Source organism: Thermomonospora curvata DSM 43183, from assembly GCF_000024385.1.
In the GTDB taxonomy this organism is placed as follows: domain Bacteria; phylum Actinomycetota; class Actinomycetes; order Streptosporangiales; family Streptosporangiaceae; genus Thermomonospora; species Thermomonospora curvata.
Genome location: NC_013510.1, coordinates 1,658,660 through 1,676,803, shown reverse-complemented (window position 1 = coordinate 1,676,803; position 18,144 = coordinate 1,658,660). Strand labels below are relative to the sequence as shown.

The following is an 18,144-nucleotide window of genomic DNA, read 5'->3' as shown; positions in this document are numbered from 1 at the left end:
GCCGATGCGCGCGGCGGACACCGGCATGCAGATCGCGGCGGCCGCTCGGGCCCAGCCGGCCACCGTTTACGCGGACGCGGTGCTGCGGGAGGCGGCGGCGCTGCTCGCCGACCTGTATGCGGCCGGGGACGGGCACGGCATCGCGCCGGGCGACTGGGACGGCCTGGGCGCGGACCTGCCCGGCCTCGCCCTGCGGGCCGTCGCCGGCCGGCACCGCCGGGCCCGCTCGGCGTCCCGGGTGCGGGCCGGGCGGGAGCGCATGGCGGAGGCGCTGGCCGCGGCCGGGATCGCACCGGTGGGCGTCTACCAGGGGCGCCTGGTGCTGCCCCGGCTGGCGGCCACCCCGCCGTGGGGGTGGTCGGGGGAGGCGGCGCTGACGGTGGGCTGCTACGCCGGCGACGGCGGCTGGACGCTGGAGCTGGCGCAGGAGCGCACCCCCGTGATCGACGTGGTGGCCCCTTCGGAGACGGCGGTCGCCGAGCTGGTGGCCGACGTCCTCACCGGGCGCCGGGCCGACCCGCCGCTGCGGTCGTTTCGGCGATGAGATCGGCCAGCAGGGCGGAGACCTCCCGGCGGGACATGCGGCGGCCGCGGGCCAGGTGCCGCCGGTACTCGTGGGCGGGCAGCGCCCGGCGGACGGCGGCGGAGGTGCGGGGGCCGTCCAGCGGGTCCATCTTCTCCGGGGAGAAGCCGACCTGCCGGCCGATGCCCTCCACCGCGCCCACCAGCACGGCGGCGGACTCGGGGCGTCCGGTCAGCACCAGCGCGTGGGCGGCGGTGTGCAGCAGCACCAGCCAGGAGGTCACATCCACGTCGCGTTCGGAGATGACGAGCAGGCCCTTGGCCAGCTCCAGGGTGCGGGGGCCGTCGCCGCGGTCCAGCGCGGCCTTCATGGCGGCCCACAGCGCCGAACCGACCGACCAGCCGTGACCGCAGGCCTGCGCGACCGCGATCGCCTCTTCCAGCACCTGCGGCGCGGACGGGTCCCCCGCCAGGCGCGCCATCATGCCCTGCACCATCAGCGCCTCGGCGACCAGCCATTCTTCGGTGGTGGCGCGGGCCCGTTCCACGGCGGTGCGGCTCAGTTCGGCGACATCCAGCGGCACTCCGGCCAGCGCGCCCATGTAGACGCGGTAGATGTCGGTGAGCGCCTCGGTGATGCGGTCCCCCGCCGCGCGGGCCTCCTGCCCGGCGGTCAGCGCGGCCTCGTAGGCGTCCCGCACCTGGCCGTTCAGGTACAGCAGCCCGCCCAGGCCCACGCGGGCGCGCGCCCGCAGCCCCGGGTCGGCGTCGGGCACGGCGGCCAGCGCCTCCGACAGCCAGGACAGGCCCTCGGCGATGTGCCCTTTGCGGTAGCAGAACCAGTACATCGCCGCGCCCAGCCGCAGCATGTACTCCCCGTCCCCGGCGGCGGCCGCCGAGGCGAACGTCGCCCGGATCTCCGCCAGGTCCCCGCTCAACTGGGCCAGCAGGTCGGCTCCCTGCGGGCCGCGCAGCCGGCGGTCGGCGGCCTCGGCGCGGGCCAGCACCCAGGCGCGGTGGCGTTCGCGGGCCGCCTCCAGTTCGGCGGGGTCCAGTTTCCGCAGCGCGTACTGGCGCAGCGTCTCCAGCATGCGGTAGCGGCGGGGGGCGCTGCCGGGCTCGACGGTCAGCAGCGACTTGCGGACCAGCGCCGACAGCGGCGGCAGCACCGGGGTGACGCCGGCGACCGCCCCGGCCGCCTCCAGGTCGAAGCCCCCGGCGAACACCCCCAGCCGGTGGAACAGCCGCCGCTCGGCCGGTTCCAGCAGCTGGTGGCTCCAGGCGACGGCCTCCTCCAGGGTGCGGTGCCGGGACGGGCCGCCGGCCGCGCCGCCGACCAGCACCGCGAAACGGTCGGCCAGCGCGTCGGCGACCTGGTCGATGGACAGCACCCGGCACTGGGCCGCGGCCAGCTCGATGGCCAGCGGAATGCCGTCCAGCTCGGCGCACAACCGCACGATGCGGGCCTGCTCGGCCTCGTCGGGACTCCAGCCGGGCAGCACGGCGGCGGCCCGGCGGCGGAACAGCTCGGCGGCGTCCCCGGCGGGCTCCAGCGGCGGCACCTCATAGACCGCCTCGCCCGCCACGCCCAGCGGCTCGCGGGAGGTGGCCAGCACCCGCAGCCCGCCGCAGCGCGCCAGCAGCGCACCGACCAGTTCGGCGGCGCCCCGCAGCAGGTGCTCGCAGTTGTCCAGCAGCAGCACCAGTTCCCGGCCGGCCAGCACCGCGGCCAGCTGGTCGGGGGTGCTCACCCCCGGGATGCCCAGCGCGGCGGCGACCGCGGCGGCCAGCAGCGTCTCCTCCTGCAGCCCGGCCAGCTCCACCAGCCAGGGGCCGTCGGGGTCGCTTCGCCGCCGGGCGGCCTCCAGCGCCAGCCGGGTCTTGCCCACCCCGCCCGTCCCGGTCAAGGTGACCAGGCGGTGCTCGGCCAGCAGGCGGCCGGTCATGGCCAGCTCTTCGGTCCGGCCGACGAAGGCCGACAGCGCGAACGGCAGGTTCCCGCCGGTTCGCGCCGGTTCCGGCCGCAGTGCCGGCGTCCATTGCGCGGGCGGCTCCGCGGGGGGCGGGACGGGCTCCGCCGCGGGCGGCCTGCCGGGCGGGACCGCGCCGTGCCGAGGGGCCGGGTCGAGGCCGGGGTCCTGGGTCAGCATCGCCGTCTCCAGGGCGCGCAGCGCCGGTCCCGGTTCGATGCCCAGTTCGTCGGCCAGGCGGCGGCGGACGGTCCGCAGGGCGGCCAGTGCGTCGGCCTGGCGGCCGGAGCGATACAGCGCCAGCGCCAGCAGTTCCCAGCCGCGTTCCCGCAGTGGATGCTCGGCGACCTGGGCCTCCAGCAGGCCCACGGCCGTCGCGTGCCGGCCCAGCTCGATCATGGCGGCCACGCGGTCGTCCTGGACGCCGGCCCGCAGGTCCTCCAGGCGTGCGATCTCGGGGATGGCGAACCCGGCGTCGGTGAACTCGGCGTAGGCGGGTCCCTGCCACAGGTCGAGGGCGCGGCCGAGCAGCTCTTCGGCCTGGGCCGCCGCGCCGGCCTCCAGTGCCCGCCGTCCCCGCGCGGCCAGGTCGGTGAAGCGTTCGGCGTCCAGCTGGTCGGGGGTGATCCGCAGCGCGTATCCCGGGCCTTCCCGCACCAGCAGCCGGGCGGGTGCGCGCGCCGGGCGGTCCGGTTCCAGGGCGCGGCGCAGCTCGGAGACATAGGCGTGCAGGGTGGTCGGCGAGGGCGGCGGGGACCCCTCCCAGACCGCGGAGACGATCTGTTCGGCCGACACGATCCTGCCCCGCGCGATCAGCAGCACCGCCAGCACCGCCCGCTGCCGGAGCCCGCCGAGCCTCACCGGCCGTCCGCCCAGGTCCGCTTTGAGCGGCCCGAGCACTTGAAAACGCACCACCGCAAACCCCACCCCTGGCCCGCGAAAGGGCCGATACGAGGGTAAAGCCAAGAGGATAAGAGGCGGCGCGTCGCGCAACAATCGGCGGGCCTAAAAGGGGTGCGGCATCGATGGGGGCGCGGCCCGCGCCGCCTGCGTCCCGGCGGCGCGGGCCACGCCCGCGGTGAACTTCTTCAAGCCGTCCCCGCAGGTCACGGCCTGCGGGGACGGCCCAGTGCCGGGCATCGCCGAGCCCTTTGGCTCCCGGCGCTCAAGGACGCGTGCTGAAAAGGTTCGGCGAAGGCGGTCAGCAGTACTTGTGGCCGCTGCCCTTCTTGCTCCAGGAGCAGGAGTCGGCCAGGGAGCCGCTCGGGCGGCGCAGGTAGGCGGTGTCGCCGGTGTTGTTCCACACGTACCAGCGGCGGCCCCAGTAACGGTTGGCGGAGGTGTTCTTGCCCCTGCCGGTGCGGACCTTCACGGTCTTCTTGGGGCCCAGCTTGAACGAGCCGAAGGTGTAGGTGTAGCCGGTCCTGTCGTGGATCCGCCAGCCCTTGAGCTGCCGGGTCTTGGTGCCCCGGTTGATGATCTGCACCCACTCGGCGTTGAGGGAGCTGTTGGAGCCGGTGTCCTTGCCGGGCGAGTCGTAGTAGACCCGGTAGATCTGCACGGGCCCGGCGGCCTCGCCTCGGGCGCTTCGGGCGCTTCCGCGGTGATGAGCCGCACCTGGGACAGGCCCTGAGCCGGCGGAGGATCGAGCGGCGTCCGGTAGGGCTCTTTGCAGCGGATGGCGCGGGCCATCGCGTCATAGGCGGCCAGGATCAGCTCCTTGGTCCGGTAGCGCCCGAACGCCGCCAGATCCTTGCGCCGCACGATCGGGAACGTGTCCATGATGTAGTCCACGTCGTCCCGCTTAATCCCATACAGGTGGAAGAACGCCGCGTCCAGCTCCGCCCGTAGCAGGCGCCGCCGTTCCTCCTCCCAGCGGAAGGGGGCGACGGGCAGCAGGCCGAGGTCGCCGGACGTGTGGCTGAGCTCCAGGAAGCGGGCGCCCAGCCAGTCCGCCAACGTCGCGGTGCCGTCCCAGGGGGCGGGCTCGGGCAGCCTCGACCGCTGGAGCACCGGCAGCTGCTCGACGATGAAGAAGTTCATGTTCGCGCCGCCGGCCTTGGCGCGGACCACGAAGTCCAGCACGAAGGACTGCAGGCAGGCCATCAGGGCCGGGGCGCAGGAGGCGTCGTCGGTGATGATCACGGGCATGCTGTTGCCCACCCCGGCCCGCGGCAGCAGGTGCCCGATGAAGGTGCGCTCGTCGGTGGCGCGGCAGGCGTTGCGGAACCCCAGCATCCAGCCGGCCGTCCAGCCGCGCGCGGCCAGGCGGGAGCGGACCCCGGGCGCCATGACGGGCCGTCCCCGCCGGTCGGTGCGGCCGGTGGGCACATCGTGCTCGGGCACCCAGTAGCGGGGCATGACGACGAAGCCGGGGTCGCGTTTCTCCTCCGCGGTGACGTCCCGGATGGAGCCGTCGGCCTCGTAGGTGGCCCACCGGTGGTCGTGGTGGTGCAGCATCTTCGCCTCATACAGCGGCAGGTAGCGCCGCCCGTCGCGGGTGAAGACGTTGCCCTCCAGCCGCCAGCCCTCGGCCTCCAGCCTTCGCCGGGTGCGGAACAGGTGGGAGTCGGCCGACATGTCGAACATCCGCAGGAACGAAACGCCCCACGGGTTGCCGTCGGGCTCGCCGCGGCGCAGCAGCACGGGCACGCGCCGGTAGATGCCCAGCGTGATCTCGGCGTCGCGGCGGCTGCGGAAGACCGGGCAGGTGCCGGTGTTGGGGTTGAGCAGGGCGATCTCCCGCGGGCTCAGCCTGAAGCGCCGGGCGGGCGCCCGCAGCTCGGCCGGGTCGTGCAGGTAGAAGGCGAAGTCGGCGCTCGCCTTGCGTTCGGCCCGCCCGGTGAGCGTGAGCAGCGCGAACTTGAAGGACCGGTGCACGCCGGAGAACAGCGGCGCGGTGTTCTCGAAGTCGTGCAGCGACGCCAGGCGGCCGGAGGCCACCACGTCCCGGAAGAAGTGCCGGGTGGTGGCGTCGGTGGCGATGCCGGTGGGGACGATCAGGCCGACCCGTCCGTGCGGGCCGACGATCGCCCGGCCGCTTTCGGCGAACACCGCGTAGGTGTTGATGTCGCCGCGCCCGGTGTGCGGGTAGCGGCCGGACCTGCGCAGGAAATGCCCGGTGGCCTCGGCCCGCCGGCGGGCGGCGGTGTACTCGGCGTGCAGCGCGGGGTTCTCCTCCGCGAGCGCCCGGATGAGGCGGTCGCGGGCGGCCTTGGTGGGGGCGGCGGCGATGCGCTCGTCCCGGGTGGCGAAGAACTCCCGGTCGTGGAGCTTGATGCGCTCCCACGGCGGATTGCCCAGGACGCACGAGAAGCCGCCGCTCCAGCCGGTGCGCTCATCGGGTGCGCCGCCCCGCCCGCCGAAGACGCCGGGGAACTCCAGGTGCCAGTGGAAGAAGCGGTACCGCTCCGCCAGGCGCGCGATCTCGGCCCGGGTCTCCGGGGCGACCGAGTCCGGGTCGCGTGCCAGGTCCAGCAGGGTGCGGGTGGTGACGGGGGGCGCGGCCCGGGGCGTTTTGACCCAGCAGAACGCCGCGCACCAGGCGTCGGCGAGCTCCTTGCCCGCCGGGCCGGTCTCCTCTCCGCGGTGGGACGGCCGGATGCTCTGGTGACCCTTCAGCGCCTCGCGTTCGGCTCTGTTGCGTTTTTTGAGGGTTTGCACCCAGTTCCTGTCGTCGCCTTCGATGGGGGTGAACGCCTCGTCGGGCAGTCCACCGGCCAGCAGGGCCGGGGTGGCGCCCAGCAGGGCGTTGCCGACCTTCAGATGGGCGTCCAGGAAGCTCAGCGGCCTGCCCGGCTCCCCGGCCTCCAGCCACAGCGACACCTTGGCCAGCTCGATCGCCATCGGGTTGAGGTCCACGCCGTAGACGCAGCCGGCGATGACCTCGCGCAGCGCCCGCCGCACCTGCCGGGCCGGGGGCCGGGGGTCGCCGGTGCGGACGAAGGCCAGCCGCCCGGCGATGCGGCGGGCCGCCGCCACCAGGAAACGCCCCGGGCCGCAGGCCGGGTCGCAGACGGTCAGCGACAGCAGCGCCCTTTCCCGTTCGGCGGCGGTCCGGCCGGATTCGAGGGCGTCGTCGATCACCGGGTCCAGCGCCGCGTCCAGCAGCGCCTCGACCAGCGAGGGGGGCGTGTAGTACGAGCCGCTGATCTTGCGTTCATTGCCGCCGAGCCTGCGCAGCACGAACGCACGCTCGGCCGGGTCATAGCCGGGCACATGCTCCAGCAGCGACTCATACAGCGAACCCAGCTCTTCGACGTCCATGCGCGCGAAGTCCACCCAAAGAGTGCGGTGGGTTTTGTGGTCGCGCACCTGTGACAGCGAGCGGATGGCCTCCAGCAAGTGCTCATCATCCAGGGAGCACTCGTGCAAGAGGGCGTCGATGCCGGTTTGTTCGAAAAGCCCGCCCAGGGCGGGCAGAGCCAGTTCGGGAACTCCGCCTTCACGCCCCAGGCCGTCCAGCACGGAAACGAGGGTCCGCCATTGGTTTCGGGAACGGCCGGGCGGGCCTCGTTCGGGAAGCCCGCCGGGGACGGACGCACGCCGCCGGCCGCGGCTTCGGTCTTCGGACGGGTCGGGCCCGGGAAGGGCGGCGATGCGGCGCAGCCGCGCGGTGGAGAAGAAGCGGGTGTAACGGTCGCGGGCCTGCTGGGAGGCGTGCGGGTCGAGCAGAATTCCGCGGTCTTCGGCGATGAACAAAAACAGCAGCCGATAGACGGTGCGCAGCAAAGCCCGGTGCAACCTCCGGGGGGTGACCTCGCCCTGGTCTTCCAGGGCCTTGCGGAGGGCGTCGTTATCGGGGTGCCGGAGGAAACCGGTGCCCAGGGTCGTGATGGCCTCCCTGACCGCGGCGCGGTCCAGCGTGCGGACACCGGCATCGGCGCTCTCCCGAAGGCCGGTGGCGGTCTCATCCCCGTGCAGGTCACAGCGGGCGGGCTCGGTGCCGGTGGGGGCAGGCCGCGGCGTCTTTCCCGGCGACCGGCCCTTTTCGGAGGCGACGCCCGCGGGCGGGGCATCGCGGCTCATGGGGCCGTCTCTCCGCCCGCGCCGGGAATGGACGTCCGGTGCCCGGCGGCGGGACGGCCGCACCTGCCGAAGACGTCCACTTCTTCCCCTCGGGAACCACGAATACCGAAATAACACACGAGCACCACTTGCCCGAATCATCCCTTATCGCGGCAGGTGCTTCAACGGAGTCCCCGAGCAACCGCTCTCCCAGGAAGCCGACCGGCGCCCTCCCCCACGCCCCGGCCTGCGGATTACGCACCACAAGGAACCGGGCACCCGGCCATGCGGACCGCACCGGTTCCTGCGCGTTGAGCTTTTTCACCACGCCGCCTTCACAGGCTGAAACGGGACGACGCCCCCAGGGACAAGGCCGTGACCTGGAACGCCGCAGCACCGGGCATCATCAAGGCCGCTGTCCACGGCCCCTTGGGCCACGGGTTGAAAAGGCCCATTGATCGGCAGCGGCGATAATCGTCCGGTCATGGACATTCGCACGAAGGCGTTCCTGTCGGTCTGGTCCGCCCTCATGGGCGCGCTGCTCGGCGGAGGGCTGGCGTGGGGGCTGTGGTCCTCCCCCGCGGAGGAGAACGAGCCGGTGCCCGTGGTGCCCTCCCCGTGCAACCTGGTCGACCGGGCACTGCTGCAGGAGATCGTGCCGGACGCCCAGATCCTCTCCGAACGCCCGCCGGACGAGGCGGGCTCCGAAGGGTGGATCAGCAGCGGGTGCACCTTCTCCTCCGGCGGCCGGCGGTACCTGTCGGTGGACGTGCACCGCTATGGCCACATGGAGATACGCCGCCGCCGCAGCCATGAGACCATCACCGTCACGGCCGTGAAGGCGGCCGAGGAGTCCTTCCGGTCCAAGGTCGAACACCCGGAGATCGCCTGCCGGCCGCAGCCGATCTCCGGGGTGGGCGAGCAGGCGGCGGCCTGCGCCGGCACACGCCGGGACGAGCCGTCCTACCTGGTGGTGGCCCGTGCCCGGCAGACCGTCGTGGTGGTGCGGGCCGACTCGCCCGTCCCCGGCCGGGAGAGGCGGCTGCACCGGCTGACCGCCACGGCACTGGAGAGAGCATGAGCGAACGTTCCGCGGCCGCGGCGGGCTCCCTCGGCGGTCTCCTCACCACGCTCGTCCTGACCTTCTTCGGCGGCGCCGCCGTCGCCGCCGCGGCGGTCGTCCTGGGATTCTCCTTCGGGGTCCTGCCGCCGGGACGGTCCGAGCTCGCCGACCCCTGCGCCGCGGCGGACGTGGCCGGCCTGGTCCCCGAGGCGTCCTGGCGGCGCGGCGGCGGCGGGCTGCGCAGCGCCTCCTGCACGGCCGGCGGCGACCTCGGCTCCGCCGAGTACATCCACTTCGACCTCAGGGTCGAGAAGGCCGGTCCCGAGGACAGGGCGGCGACCGAGCACGAGCGGGGCTGCGCCGCGCTGGCCGGGCTGGGAGCCGTCCACCGCCCGCCCGGAGTGGGGGATGCGGCCTGCGCGGCGACCGAGGACGGGCTGCTGCGCGTCTCCACCGTCCTGGCCCACGTGGGAGGGGTGCGGATCACCGTCCGCTACGCCACACAGGCCAAGGACGCCGCCGCCACGGAACGCGACGCCATCGAGGCCGCCCGCCGCGTCGCCGGCCGGCTGGAGTCCTGACCTCAAGGCCGGAGGCGGCGAACGGCTCACCAGACCTCCGGCCGTGCGCGGGCTTCCGCGCACCTCCCGGCTCGTCCCGGGGATCTTCCCGTCAGGAGCCGCCCCACCTCCCGAAGGGCCGCCCGGGCCGGGCGGGCCGCGGCGAGGGGAGCCCGGGCACCGCGGCCTCGTCGGCCTCGGCGACCCACCCGGCGACCAGGATCAGGCCGCTGGTGCGGTGGACGGCCAGGAAGGCGAAGGGACGGTCGAAACAGACCTGCACGTACTTGACCTTCACGGTGGCCACGGGGGGCGCCGATCCGACCGTGGCGGCGAAGGCGGTGACCGCGGCGGCCTCAAAGCCCCGGGCCTGGAAGGAGGCGCGGACGTTCTGGCGGGCCTGGTCGATGGCCAGCGGTTCGGCGCTGATGCCGGGGAAGTGGCCCCGCGCGGTGTCCATCACGCTCTGCAGGCCGAACACCTGGGGCGTGGCGAGCAGATCGTGGGAGGAGGTGACGGTGAAACGCGGCACCATCTGGTTCATCACATCGCCGAGGACGGCGCTCTCCATCGTCCGGACGACGACACCGGGGGCGGGTTCTCCCTCCGGCAGGGCGTCCCCGCCGGTGAGGGAGCAGCGGCCCGCCAGTGCGGCGACGCCTGCGGCGAGCACGTCCCCGGGCATGCGGGCGGGGCCGCCGAGCAGCAAGTGGACGTCGAGGTCCCCTGAGCCGGTCACGCGCAGCATGGTCAGCGGGCCGCCCGGGGTGTCGGCCACCTGAAGGTCGTGCATCGTCCTGACGGTGCGCGACAGCGCGACGATCCACCGCCCGCCCCAGGGGCCGTCCGTCAGCGGCGTGGGGAACTCGGAGAACGGCTCGTCCCAGGTGGTGCGGATGGCGAGGGCCCCGGCCAGCACCAGCCGGGTGGCCGCATCGACCTCCACCGGCATGGCGGGGATGAGCCCATCGGTCCGTTCCCTGGCCCAGGCGTTCAGCAGCTCCTGATCGCGGCCGGGGTCGCCGGTCAGCTCGCCACGGGTGCCCGCCGGCAGCCGCCCGGCCCATTGCGGGTTCAGCCGCAGCCGCCGTGCGGTCCACAGGCCCAGCGCGGACTGGACGGCCGGTGCGGAGGCCATCTCCTCCAGCAGGCTTTCGGCGGCGTCGATGGGGTCGCCGCTTGTCACCCCGATGGCCTGCCGCAGCTCCCGTTCCCCCGGGCCGGCGGCGCCCGCGGCCAGCAAGCCCAGCAGCGGCCACACCCCGGCCCCGGACAGGACCGTCGACTGCGCCGGCGAGCAGACCGCCGCGGCCCACCGCACGGTCAGCGCGTTGGCCGCATCGATCAGTGGTCCGCCGCGCGCCATGCGCCCTCCTCCACAGGCTCCCGTGCGCCCCGTTCCACCAGGCGGGGCGGTTGCGATCGGCCGCTCACCGGTCCCACGGCGCCGGGCCGGATCGTGTGCACGTCCGGCCCGGGCCGTTTTCAGTTCTTGCGGGCCACCCCGGCGTAACCCCAGGCGTTGCTCAAATCCGAGGGGACGGGGCCGTCGGGCCGCCACAGCGGCGGCAGCACCAGCCCGGGCTCGACCATCTCCAGCCCGGTGAAGAACTCGGCGATCTCCTCCCGGCTGCGGGCCCGCATGGCCACCCCGTCCCGGGCGGCCAGCTCCACCACCTGGTGCGCCCGGGGGCTCATGTCGGCGGAAAAATGCGACAGGATCAGGTAGCTGCCGGGTGCCGCCTCCTGCAGCAGCCGGGAGACGATGCGGCCGGGATCGTCCTCGTCGGTGACGTAGTGCAGCACCGCGACCAGCATGATGGCGACCGGGCGGCTGAAGTCGATCAGCTGGCGCAGCTTGGGCTCCTCCAGCAGCCGGTCGATGTCGCGGATGTCGGCCTGGACGAGCGCCGTGGTGGAGTCGGTGGCCAGCAGCGCCCGCCCGTGGACGGAGACGATCGGGTCGTTGTCGACGTAGACGACGTGGGCGCCGGGGATCACCGACTGGGCCACCTCGTGGGTGTTGGGGCTGGTGGGGATGCCGGTGCCCAGGTCGAGGAACTGGTCCACCCCGCATTCGGCCACGTATTTGACGGCCCGGACCATGAAGCTGCGGTTGATGTGGGCGGTGTCGCGCATCTCCGGGGTGACGGCGGCGATCAGGTCGCCGAGCTCCCGGTCGGCGGGGAAGTTGTCCTTGCCGCCCAGGAAGTAGTCGTACACCCGGGCCGGATGCGCGCGGTCCATCTGGAGGTCGAGCGAGGCCGGCCCCTTGCCGCCCGTCTCCTCCGCCTTCTCCGTCATCGAACCCATTCCTCCCTACCTGACGGCTGCTTCCTGGAGCCTAGAGGGACACCGCCGCGGCAATGGGGAAATCCGCGTTTCCCGCCATCAAATGGCGCGCCTTCGCCGGCGGGGCCGGGCCGCCTGGGTCCGTCCCGGGCGTGGGCGGCCCGGCGGAGCTCCGCTTAGAGTGGGCGCCGTGCCGAGACACCGCATCCTGGTCGTGGAGGACGAACCGGCCATCGCCGAGGCGGTGGCCGAGCGGCTGCGGGCCGAGGGCTTTACGGCCGTGATCGCCCGGGACGGCCTGGATGCCGTCGAGCGCTTCCGCCGCAGCGCACCGGACCTGGTGGTGCTGGACCTGATGCTGCCCGGCCTGGACGGGCTGGAGGTCTGCCGGCGGCTGCAGGCCGAACGGCCGGTGCCGGTGCTGATGCTCACCGCCCGCGGCGAGGAGACCGACCAGCTGATCGGGCTGGGCGTGGGCGCCGACGACTATCTGACCAAGCCGTTCAGCATGCGGGTGCTGGTGGCGCGGGTGCGGGCGCTGCTGCGCCGCATCGAACGGGCGCGCTCTGGGACGCACCCGGTGGTGCGGCTGGGCGGCCTGGAGGTGGACCGGGCGGCGCGCCGGGTCCGCCTGCGGGGCGCCCAGGTGCACCTGACGCCGACGGAGTTCGAGCTGCTGGCCTTCCTGGCCGGCGCCCCCGGCACCGTGTTCTCCCGGGCCGAGCTGCTGGAACGGGTCTGGGGCTGGACGGCGGGCGCCGGGACGCGCACGGTCGACAGCCACGTGCGGGCGCTGCGCCGCAAGCTCGGCGACGAGATCATCCGCACCGCGCACGGCGTGGGGTACGCGCTGGAGCCCCCGCGGTGATCCCCCGTCCGCTCGACCCGCTGCGTTCCATCAAGCTCAAGCTGGGCCTGCTGGTGGCGGCCAGCACCTGCGCCACCGCGCTGGTGCTGAAGGAGGCGCTGGAGGCGGGCGTGCGGGGCCGCTACGCCCTGCCGGTCGCCGTGCTGGTCTCGCTGGCGGTCACCCAGTTCCTGGCGCACGGCATGACGTCCCCGCTGCGGGAGATGACCGCGGTGGCCCGGGCGATGGCCAAGGGACGCTACGACCGGCGGGTGCGGGCCAGTTCCCGCGACGAGGTCGGCGAGCTGGCCCGCGCCTTCAACAGCATGGCCGACGACCTGGCCGAGGTGGACCGGCGGCGGCGCGAGTTCATCGCCAACGTCTCCCACGAGCTGCGGACGCCGATCAGCGCCCTGCACGCCCAGCTGGAGAACATCGCCGACGGCATCACCCCGGCCCGCCCGCAGACGCTGCGGGCGGCGCTGGAGCAGACCCAGCGGCTGGAGCGGCTGGTGGCGCAGCTGCTGGACCTGTCCCGCCTGGACGAGGGCGGGCGGTTCCTGGAGCGCACCCGTTTCGCCGTCCGCCCGTTCCTGGAGGAGGCCGTCGAGCAGGCCCGCATCGCGCACCCGCGGGTGCGTTTCACCGCCGAGGCGGACCCCGGCCTGATGGTGCGGGCCGACCGGGACCGCCTGCACCAGGTGGTGGCCAACCTGCTGGACAACGCCGCCCGCCACGGCGGGGACAACGTCACCGTCACCGCCCGTCCCCTGCGCACGGCCCTGGTGCTGGAGGTCGCCGACGACGGGCCGGGCATCCCGCCGCAGCAGCGCGAGCGGGTATTCGAACGTTTCTCCCGCGGCGCCCGCTACGGCTCCGACGGCGGCACCGGCCTCGGCCTGGCCATCGCCCGCTGGGCGGTGGAACTGCACGACGGCCGCATCGAGGTGGCCGACTCCTCCCGCGGCTGCCGCATCCGCGCCGTGATCCCGAACGCGATCTGACCCGCGGGCGGTCTTCACAATTTCTGCACAGAACCCGCACACGGCCCTCACCCGCGGTGATCGGCGGGGCGGTATCCAGGTCGGTGACCGACCCGAAGGAGCCCCCCGTGCGAGTGAAGATGATCCTGCCCGCGCTGACCGAGGCGACCTCGCCGCTGTTCCGCCCGATCAAGTACGCGCTGTTCCCGCCGCTGGGGCTGGCCACGCTGGCCGGTTACCTGGACCCCGACGATGAGGTGACCATCGTCGACGAGCACGTCCAGAAGATCGACACCTCCGATGAGCCGGACCTGGTGGTCATCCAGGTCTACATCACCTCCGCGCGCCGGGCCTATGAGCTGGCCGACCTGTACCGGGCCCGCGGCGCCCACGTCTGCCTGGGCGGCCTGCACGTGACGTCGCTGCCGCAGGAGGCCGCCCGGCACGCCGACACGATCTTCTGCGGGCCGGGCGAGGACACCTGGCCGCGTTTCCTGGCCGACCTGCGCGCCGGGCGTCCGGCCCGCCGCTATGACTCCACCGAGCGCACCCTGGCCGGCCTGCCGCCGGTCCGCCGCGACCTGATCGACCGCAGCCGGTACCTGGTGCCGAACTCGATCGTGGTCTCCCGCGGCTGCCCGCACGTGTGCGACTTCTGCTACAAAGAGGCGTTCTTCGCCGGCGGCAAGTCGTTCTACACCCAGGCCGTGGACGCGGCGCTCGCCGAGATCGACCGGCTGCCCGGACGGCACCTGTACTTCCTGGACGACCACCTGTTCGGCAACGCCCGGTTCGCCACCGCCCTGTTCGAGGGGATGCGCGGGATGGGACGGCTGTGGCAGGCGGCCGGGACGGTGCAGGCGGTGCTGCGCCCGGGGCTGCTGGAGAAGGCCGTGGAGGCGGGGCTGCGCAGCCTGTTCGTCGGCTTTGAGACCGTCAACGCCGCCAACCTGGCCGAGCAGCGCAAGTGGCAGAACATCGACCGGGACTACGGCGCGGCGATCCGGCGGCTGCACGAGCACGGGGTGATGGTCAACGGCAGTTTCGTCTTCGGCATGGACCACGACGACGCGTCCGTGTTCGACCGCACCGTCGAGTGGGCGATCGGCCAGGGCATCGAGACCGCCACCTTCCACATCCTCACGCCCTATCCCGGCACCCGCCTGTATGAGCGGATGGCCAAGGCCGGCCGGCTGCTGCACTCGGACTGGGATCTCTACGACACCCGCCATGTGGTCTTCGAACCGTCCCGGATGACCGCCCGGCAGTTGGAGGACGGCTATTGGCGGGCCTACCGCGACTTCTACCGCTGGGGGTCGATCCTGCGCGGCGCCGCCACCAAGCCCACCGTGGCGGGCAGGCTGCGCCATGCCGCCTACGCGGCCGGCTGGAAGAAGTTCGAACCGCTGTGGGACCTGGTCATCAGGGCCAAGCAGGTCGGCCGCGCCCTGCCCTTTTTGGAGACGGTGCTGGCCGGTGGCCTCCCGTCCCGTCCCGGCGGCGGGAACCGGTCCGGCGATGGGCGAGGAGTCACCCCGTCTCTTTCCGGCTCCCGTCTTTGAGCGCCGATGGACGCCGCCCGAGCCCTGTGAGAAGCCGCACACGTTCCTCCCCCGGCGAAGGCGCCGGGAAGGCGTGAGCGCTCCGAGGGGATGGAACGAGCCAGAGCGCCGATCGCCGTCCCCACCGGGGAGAATCACGAGGGAATGTGATGAAAGGCACTCGGATAAGCGGGCGTGTGACGATATGATGACCGGGTGATCATGCTGGTGAGCAGGCGTTACGTCGATTACCTGCGGGTGGCCAGCAGCCGCTGTCCGGCTGCGCGCTGACCCCCGCCCCGCTCACCGTCTTTCCGTCTCGCCCTCGCCCGCCACCCCGGTCGCGGGTCGGACTTCGCTGAATCCCCGTACCTCTCCGCGGCGCGGCGCCGCGTCATCGTCAGTTCGAGGAGCACGATGAGCCAGTCCCCCGACGCCTCCGAGGCCCCCGCCACCGACGGCTGGTCGTTCGAGACCAAGCAGGTGCACGCCGGCACCCAGCCCGACCCCGCCACCGGGGCGCGGGCGGTGCCGATCTACCAGACCACCTCGTATGTGTTCCGGGACACCCAGCACGCCGCCAACCTGTTCTCGCTGGCGGAGACCGGCAACATCTACACCCGGATCATGAACCCGACCCAGGACGCCTTCGAGCAGCGGATCGCCGCGCTGGAGGGCGGGGTCGGCGCGGTGGCGCTGGCGTCGGGGCAGGCCGCCGAGACCATGGCGATCTTGAACCTGGCCCGTTCGGGCGACCACGTGGTCTCCAGCGCCTCGCTGTACGGGGGGACCTACAACCTGTTCCGGCACACGCTGCCCAAGCTCGGCATCGAGGTGTCCTTCGTCGAGGACCCCGACGACCTGGACGCCTGGCGGGCGGCGGTGCGTCCCAACACCAAGGCGTTCTTCGGGGAGAGCATCGGCAACCCGCGCGGCAACGTGCTGGACATCGAGGGCGTGGCCGGCGTGGCCCACGAGGTGGGCGTGCCGCTGATCGTGGACAACACCGTCCCCACCCCCTACCTGCTGCGGCCCTTTGAGCACGGCGCCGACATCGTGGTGCACTCGGCCACCAAGTTCCTCGGCGGGCACGGCACCACGGTCGCGGGCGTGGTGGTGGACGGCGGGTCCTTCGACTTCGGGGCCCACGGCGACCGGTTCCCCGACTTCGTCGAGCCCGACCCCAGCTACCACGGCCTGCGCTACTGGGAGGCCCTGGGCAACCTGTCCTACGGCATCAAGCTGCGGGTGCAGCTTTTGCGCGACATCGGCCCGGCGATCGCGCCGTTCTCGGCGTTCCTGCTGCTGCAGGGCGTGGAGACGCTCAGCCTGCGGATGGAGCGGCACTCGGCGAACGCGCTGGAGCTGGCCAAGTGGCTGGAGCAGCGCGATGAGGTCGCCGCGGTGCACTACCCGGGCCTGGAGTCCAGCCGCTGGTACGGGGCGGCGCAAAAGTACCTGCCGCGCGGGGCGGGCGCGATCGTCTCCTTCGAGCTGCGCGGCGGCATCGAGGCCGGCCGCCGGTTCGTGGAGGGGGTGCAGCTGTTCAGCCACCTGGCCAACATCGGGGACGTGCGCAGCCTGATCATCCACCCGGCGTCCACCACCCACAGCCAGCTCTCCGAGGAGGAGCTGGCCTCCACCGGCGTCACCCCCGGCCTGGTGCGGCTGTCGGTCGGCATCGAGAACGTCGACGACCTCAAGGCCGACCTGGAGGCCGGGTTCCGCGCGGCGAAGGGCGCGTCCTGAGCGCCGCAGCCCAGACCGCACCGGTCCCCCTCCCGCCGGTCACCGGGGCCTGGCGGGAGGGGGATCCGCCTGGACGGCGGCAGTGGGTGACCCTGGAGCGCCCGCTGCCGCTGGAGACCGGGGGCACGCTGCCGGGGGTGCGGCTGGCCTATGAGACCTGGGGCACGCCGGCGCCGGACGGCTCGAACGCGGTGCTGGTGCTGCACGCGCTGACCGGTGACAGCCACGCCGCCGGCCCGGCCGAGCCCGGCCACCCGACCCCCGGCTGGTGGGACGGGCTGATCGGGCCGGGCCGTCCGCTGGACACCGACCGGTACTTCGTGGTGGTGCCGAACGTGCTGGGCGGCTGCCAGGGCAGCACCGGCCCGGCTTCGCTGCGTCCGGACGGGCGGCGGCCCTGGGGCGGGTCGTTCCCCTACATCACCCAGCGGGACCAGGTGGCCGCCGAGGTGCAGTTGGCCGATGCGCTGGGCATCGACCGCTGGGCGCTGGTGGTCGGCGGCTCCATGGGCGGGATGCGGGCGCTGGAGTGGGCGGTCTCCCAGCCCGACCGGGTTGCGGCGCTGCTGTTGCTGGCCACCACGGGGGCGGCCAGCGCCGAGCAGATCGCCTGGGCGAACGCGCAGATCCAGGCGATCCGCAGCGACCCGGGGTTCCGCGGCGGGGACTACTACGACGCCGCGCCGGGCCAGGGCCCGCACACCGGGCTGGGCATCGCCCGCAAGATCGCGCATGTGACGTACCGGAGCGAGCCGGAGCTGCGGGTGCGGTTCGGCCGCCGTCCGCAGGGCGATGAGGACCCTTTCCGCGGCGGGCGTTTCGCCGTGGAGTCCTACCTGGATCACCACGCCGACAAGCTGGTGCGGCGCTTTGACGCCAACAGCTACATCGTGCTGACCGAGACGATGAACGGGCACGACGTCGGGCGCGGCCGGGGCGGGATGGCCGCCGCGCTGCGCCGGGTGACGGCCCGCACCCTGGTGGCGGGCGTGGACTCCGACCGGCTGTACCCGCTGTACCAGCAGCAGGAGCTGGCGGCGGGCATCCCGGGCGCCGACCGGCTGCGGGTGATCGAGTCCCCCGCCGGCCATGACGGCTTCCTCATCGAGATCGAGCAGGTCGGCGCGCTCATCGAGGAACTGCTGAAGGGCTGAGCGGCCGGCCGCGGGGAATCCCCGCCGGCTCAAAAGCGCCGTTCAGAGAATTTTCAAAGGAAAAGCCACCGGCCGGGTTCCGCACCGGCCGGAATTTCCTTTTGTGAGCTCCGGCGGGCGGCCGCGGCCCGATGAGGCCCGGCCGCCCGCCGCTGAAAACGCCGTCCCCGAGCGCAAGCCGCCGGGACGGCCCGCCGTGGCGTCCTCACCGGAACGCCGGGCCGCGAGCACATCACCGAGGGGCGAAGGTCGCATTCGGTGCGGCTCACCGGGATCGACGCCAGGGAGACGCCCAAGATCACCAGCCCTCTCCCGCGTCGTTCCCAAGCTCGCCCAAGGGGCATCAACGCAGTTCGACCCCTTTCCGTCGGACACTGACAGAACCGAGATCAAACCGTCATATATACGTTCAATAACGACTTTGTTCGCCCCTATGGATCAAACGGGACAGACCGG

General features: G+C 73.2%; 12 protein-coding genes and 1 pseudogene. 8 read left to right on the top strand and 5 right to left on the bottom strand.

What is annotated here, in order from left to right; translation table 11 throughout:
• Positions 1–4 precede the first annotated feature (4 nt).
• Positions 5–544, top strand: coding sequence for a hypothetical protein (locus tag TCUR_RS24760; protein WP_012851832.1), 540 nt, complete (start codon positions 5–7; stop codon positions 542–544).
• Here the strand turns inward: TCUR_RS24760 and TCUR_RS07210 are convergent.
• From TCUR_RS07210 to TCUR_RS28595, 3 genes and pseudogenes are all read right to left on the bottom strand, one after another.
• Positions 498–3,407: an AfsR/SARP family transcriptional regulator gene (locus TCUR_RS07210; protein WP_012851831.1), complete on the bottom strand. Its 2,910-nt coding sequence runs from the start codon at positions 3,405–3,407 to the stop codon at positions 498–500. The two genes, TCUR_RS24760 and TCUR_RS07210, sit on opposite strands and share 47 nt — an antisense overlap.
• Positions 3,408–3,693: 286 nt before the next feature.
• Complete coding sequence (locus tag TCUR_RS07205) at positions 3,694–4,053, bottom strand: lamin tail domain-containing protein (protein ID WP_245537003.1); 360 nt, start codon at positions 4,051–4,053, stop codon at positions 3,694–3,696.
• Between the two features lie 1,709 nt (positions 4,054–5,762).
• A pseudogene (locus TCUR_RS28595) lies at positions 5,763–6,758 on the bottom strand (Eco57I restriction-modification methylase domain-containing protein); the annotation flags it as partial.
• Between the two features lie 1,225 nt (positions 6,759–7,983).
• On the opposite strand from TCUR_RS28595, the gene TCUR_RS07195 reads away from it, so the two are divergent.
• Positions 7,984–8,580, top strand: coding sequence for a hypothetical protein (locus TCUR_RS07195; RefSeq protein ID WP_012851828.1), 597 nt, complete (start codon positions 7,984–7,986; stop codon positions 8,578–8,580).
• Positions 8,577–9,143, top strand: a complete 567-nt coding sequence (locus TCUR_RS07190) for a hypothetical protein (protein ID WP_012851827.1) — start codon at positions 8,577–8,579, stop codon at positions 9,141–9,143. Before TCUR_RS07195 ends, TCUR_RS07190 begins: the two co-directional genes overlap by 4 nt.
• A 91-nt stretch (positions 9,144–9,234) precedes the next feature.
• Here the strand turns inward: TCUR_RS07190 and TCUR_RS07185 are convergent, their stop codons facing one another.
• Both TCUR_RS07185 and TCUR_RS07180 read right to left on the bottom strand, forming a co-directional pair.
• Positions 9,235–10,488, bottom strand: coding sequence for a serpin family protein (locus tag TCUR_RS07185; RefSeq protein WP_012851826.1), 1,254 nt, complete (start codon positions 10,486–10,488; stop codon positions 9,235–9,237).
• A gap of 119 nt (positions 10,489–10,607) precedes the next feature.
• Complete coding sequence (locus tag TCUR_RS07180) at positions 10,608–11,426, bottom strand: SAM-dependent methyltransferase (RefSeq protein WP_012851825.1); 819 nt, start codon at positions 11,424–11,426, stop codon at positions 10,608–10,610.
• Positions 11,427–11,604: 178 nt separating this feature from the next.
• On the opposite strand from TCUR_RS07180, the gene TCUR_RS27460 reads away from it, so the two are divergent.
• The 5 genes from TCUR_RS27460 (at position 11,605) to metX (ending at position 17,688) form a co-directional block, all read left to right on the top strand.
• Positions 11,605–12,282: a response regulator transcription factor gene (locus TCUR_RS27460; protein WP_012851824.1), complete on the top strand. Its 678-nt coding sequence runs from the start codon at positions 11,605–11,607 to the stop codon at positions 12,280–12,282.
• Positions 12,279–13,265 carry a HAMP domain-containing sensor histidine kinase gene (locus tag TCUR_RS07170; RefSeq protein WP_012851823.1) on the top strand — a complete coding sequence of 329 codons (987 nt, stop codon included), beginning with the start codon at positions 12,279–12,281 and terminating at the stop codon, positions 13,263–13,265. The genes TCUR_RS27460 and TCUR_RS07170 overlap by 4 nt, the downstream gene beginning before the upstream one ends.
• Before the next feature lie 107 nt (positions 13,266–13,372).
• Positions 13,373–14,806: a B12-binding domain-containing radical SAM protein gene (locus TCUR_RS07165; protein ID WP_012851822.1), complete on the top strand. Its 1,434-nt coding sequence runs from the start codon at positions 13,373–13,375 to the stop codon at positions 14,804–14,806.
• Positions 14,807–15,202: 396 nt separating this feature from the next.
• On the top strand, positions 15,203–16,534 hold the full coding sequence (locus tag TCUR_RS07160; RefSeq protein WP_012851821.1) for a bifunctional o-acetylhomoserine/o-acetylserine sulfhydrylase: 1,332 nt from the start codon (positions 15,203–15,205) through the stop codon (positions 16,532–16,534).
• The gene (gene metX / locus TCUR_RS07155) at positions 16,531–17,688 is read left to right on the top strand and encodes a homoserine O-acetyltransferase MetX (protein ID WP_083789799.1); all 1,158 of its coding nucleotides are present in this window, start codon (positions 16,531–16,533) and stop codon (positions 17,686–17,688) included. Before TCUR_RS07160 ends, metX begins: the two co-directional genes overlap by 4 nt.
• Positions 17,689–18,144 lie beyond the last annotated feature (456 nt).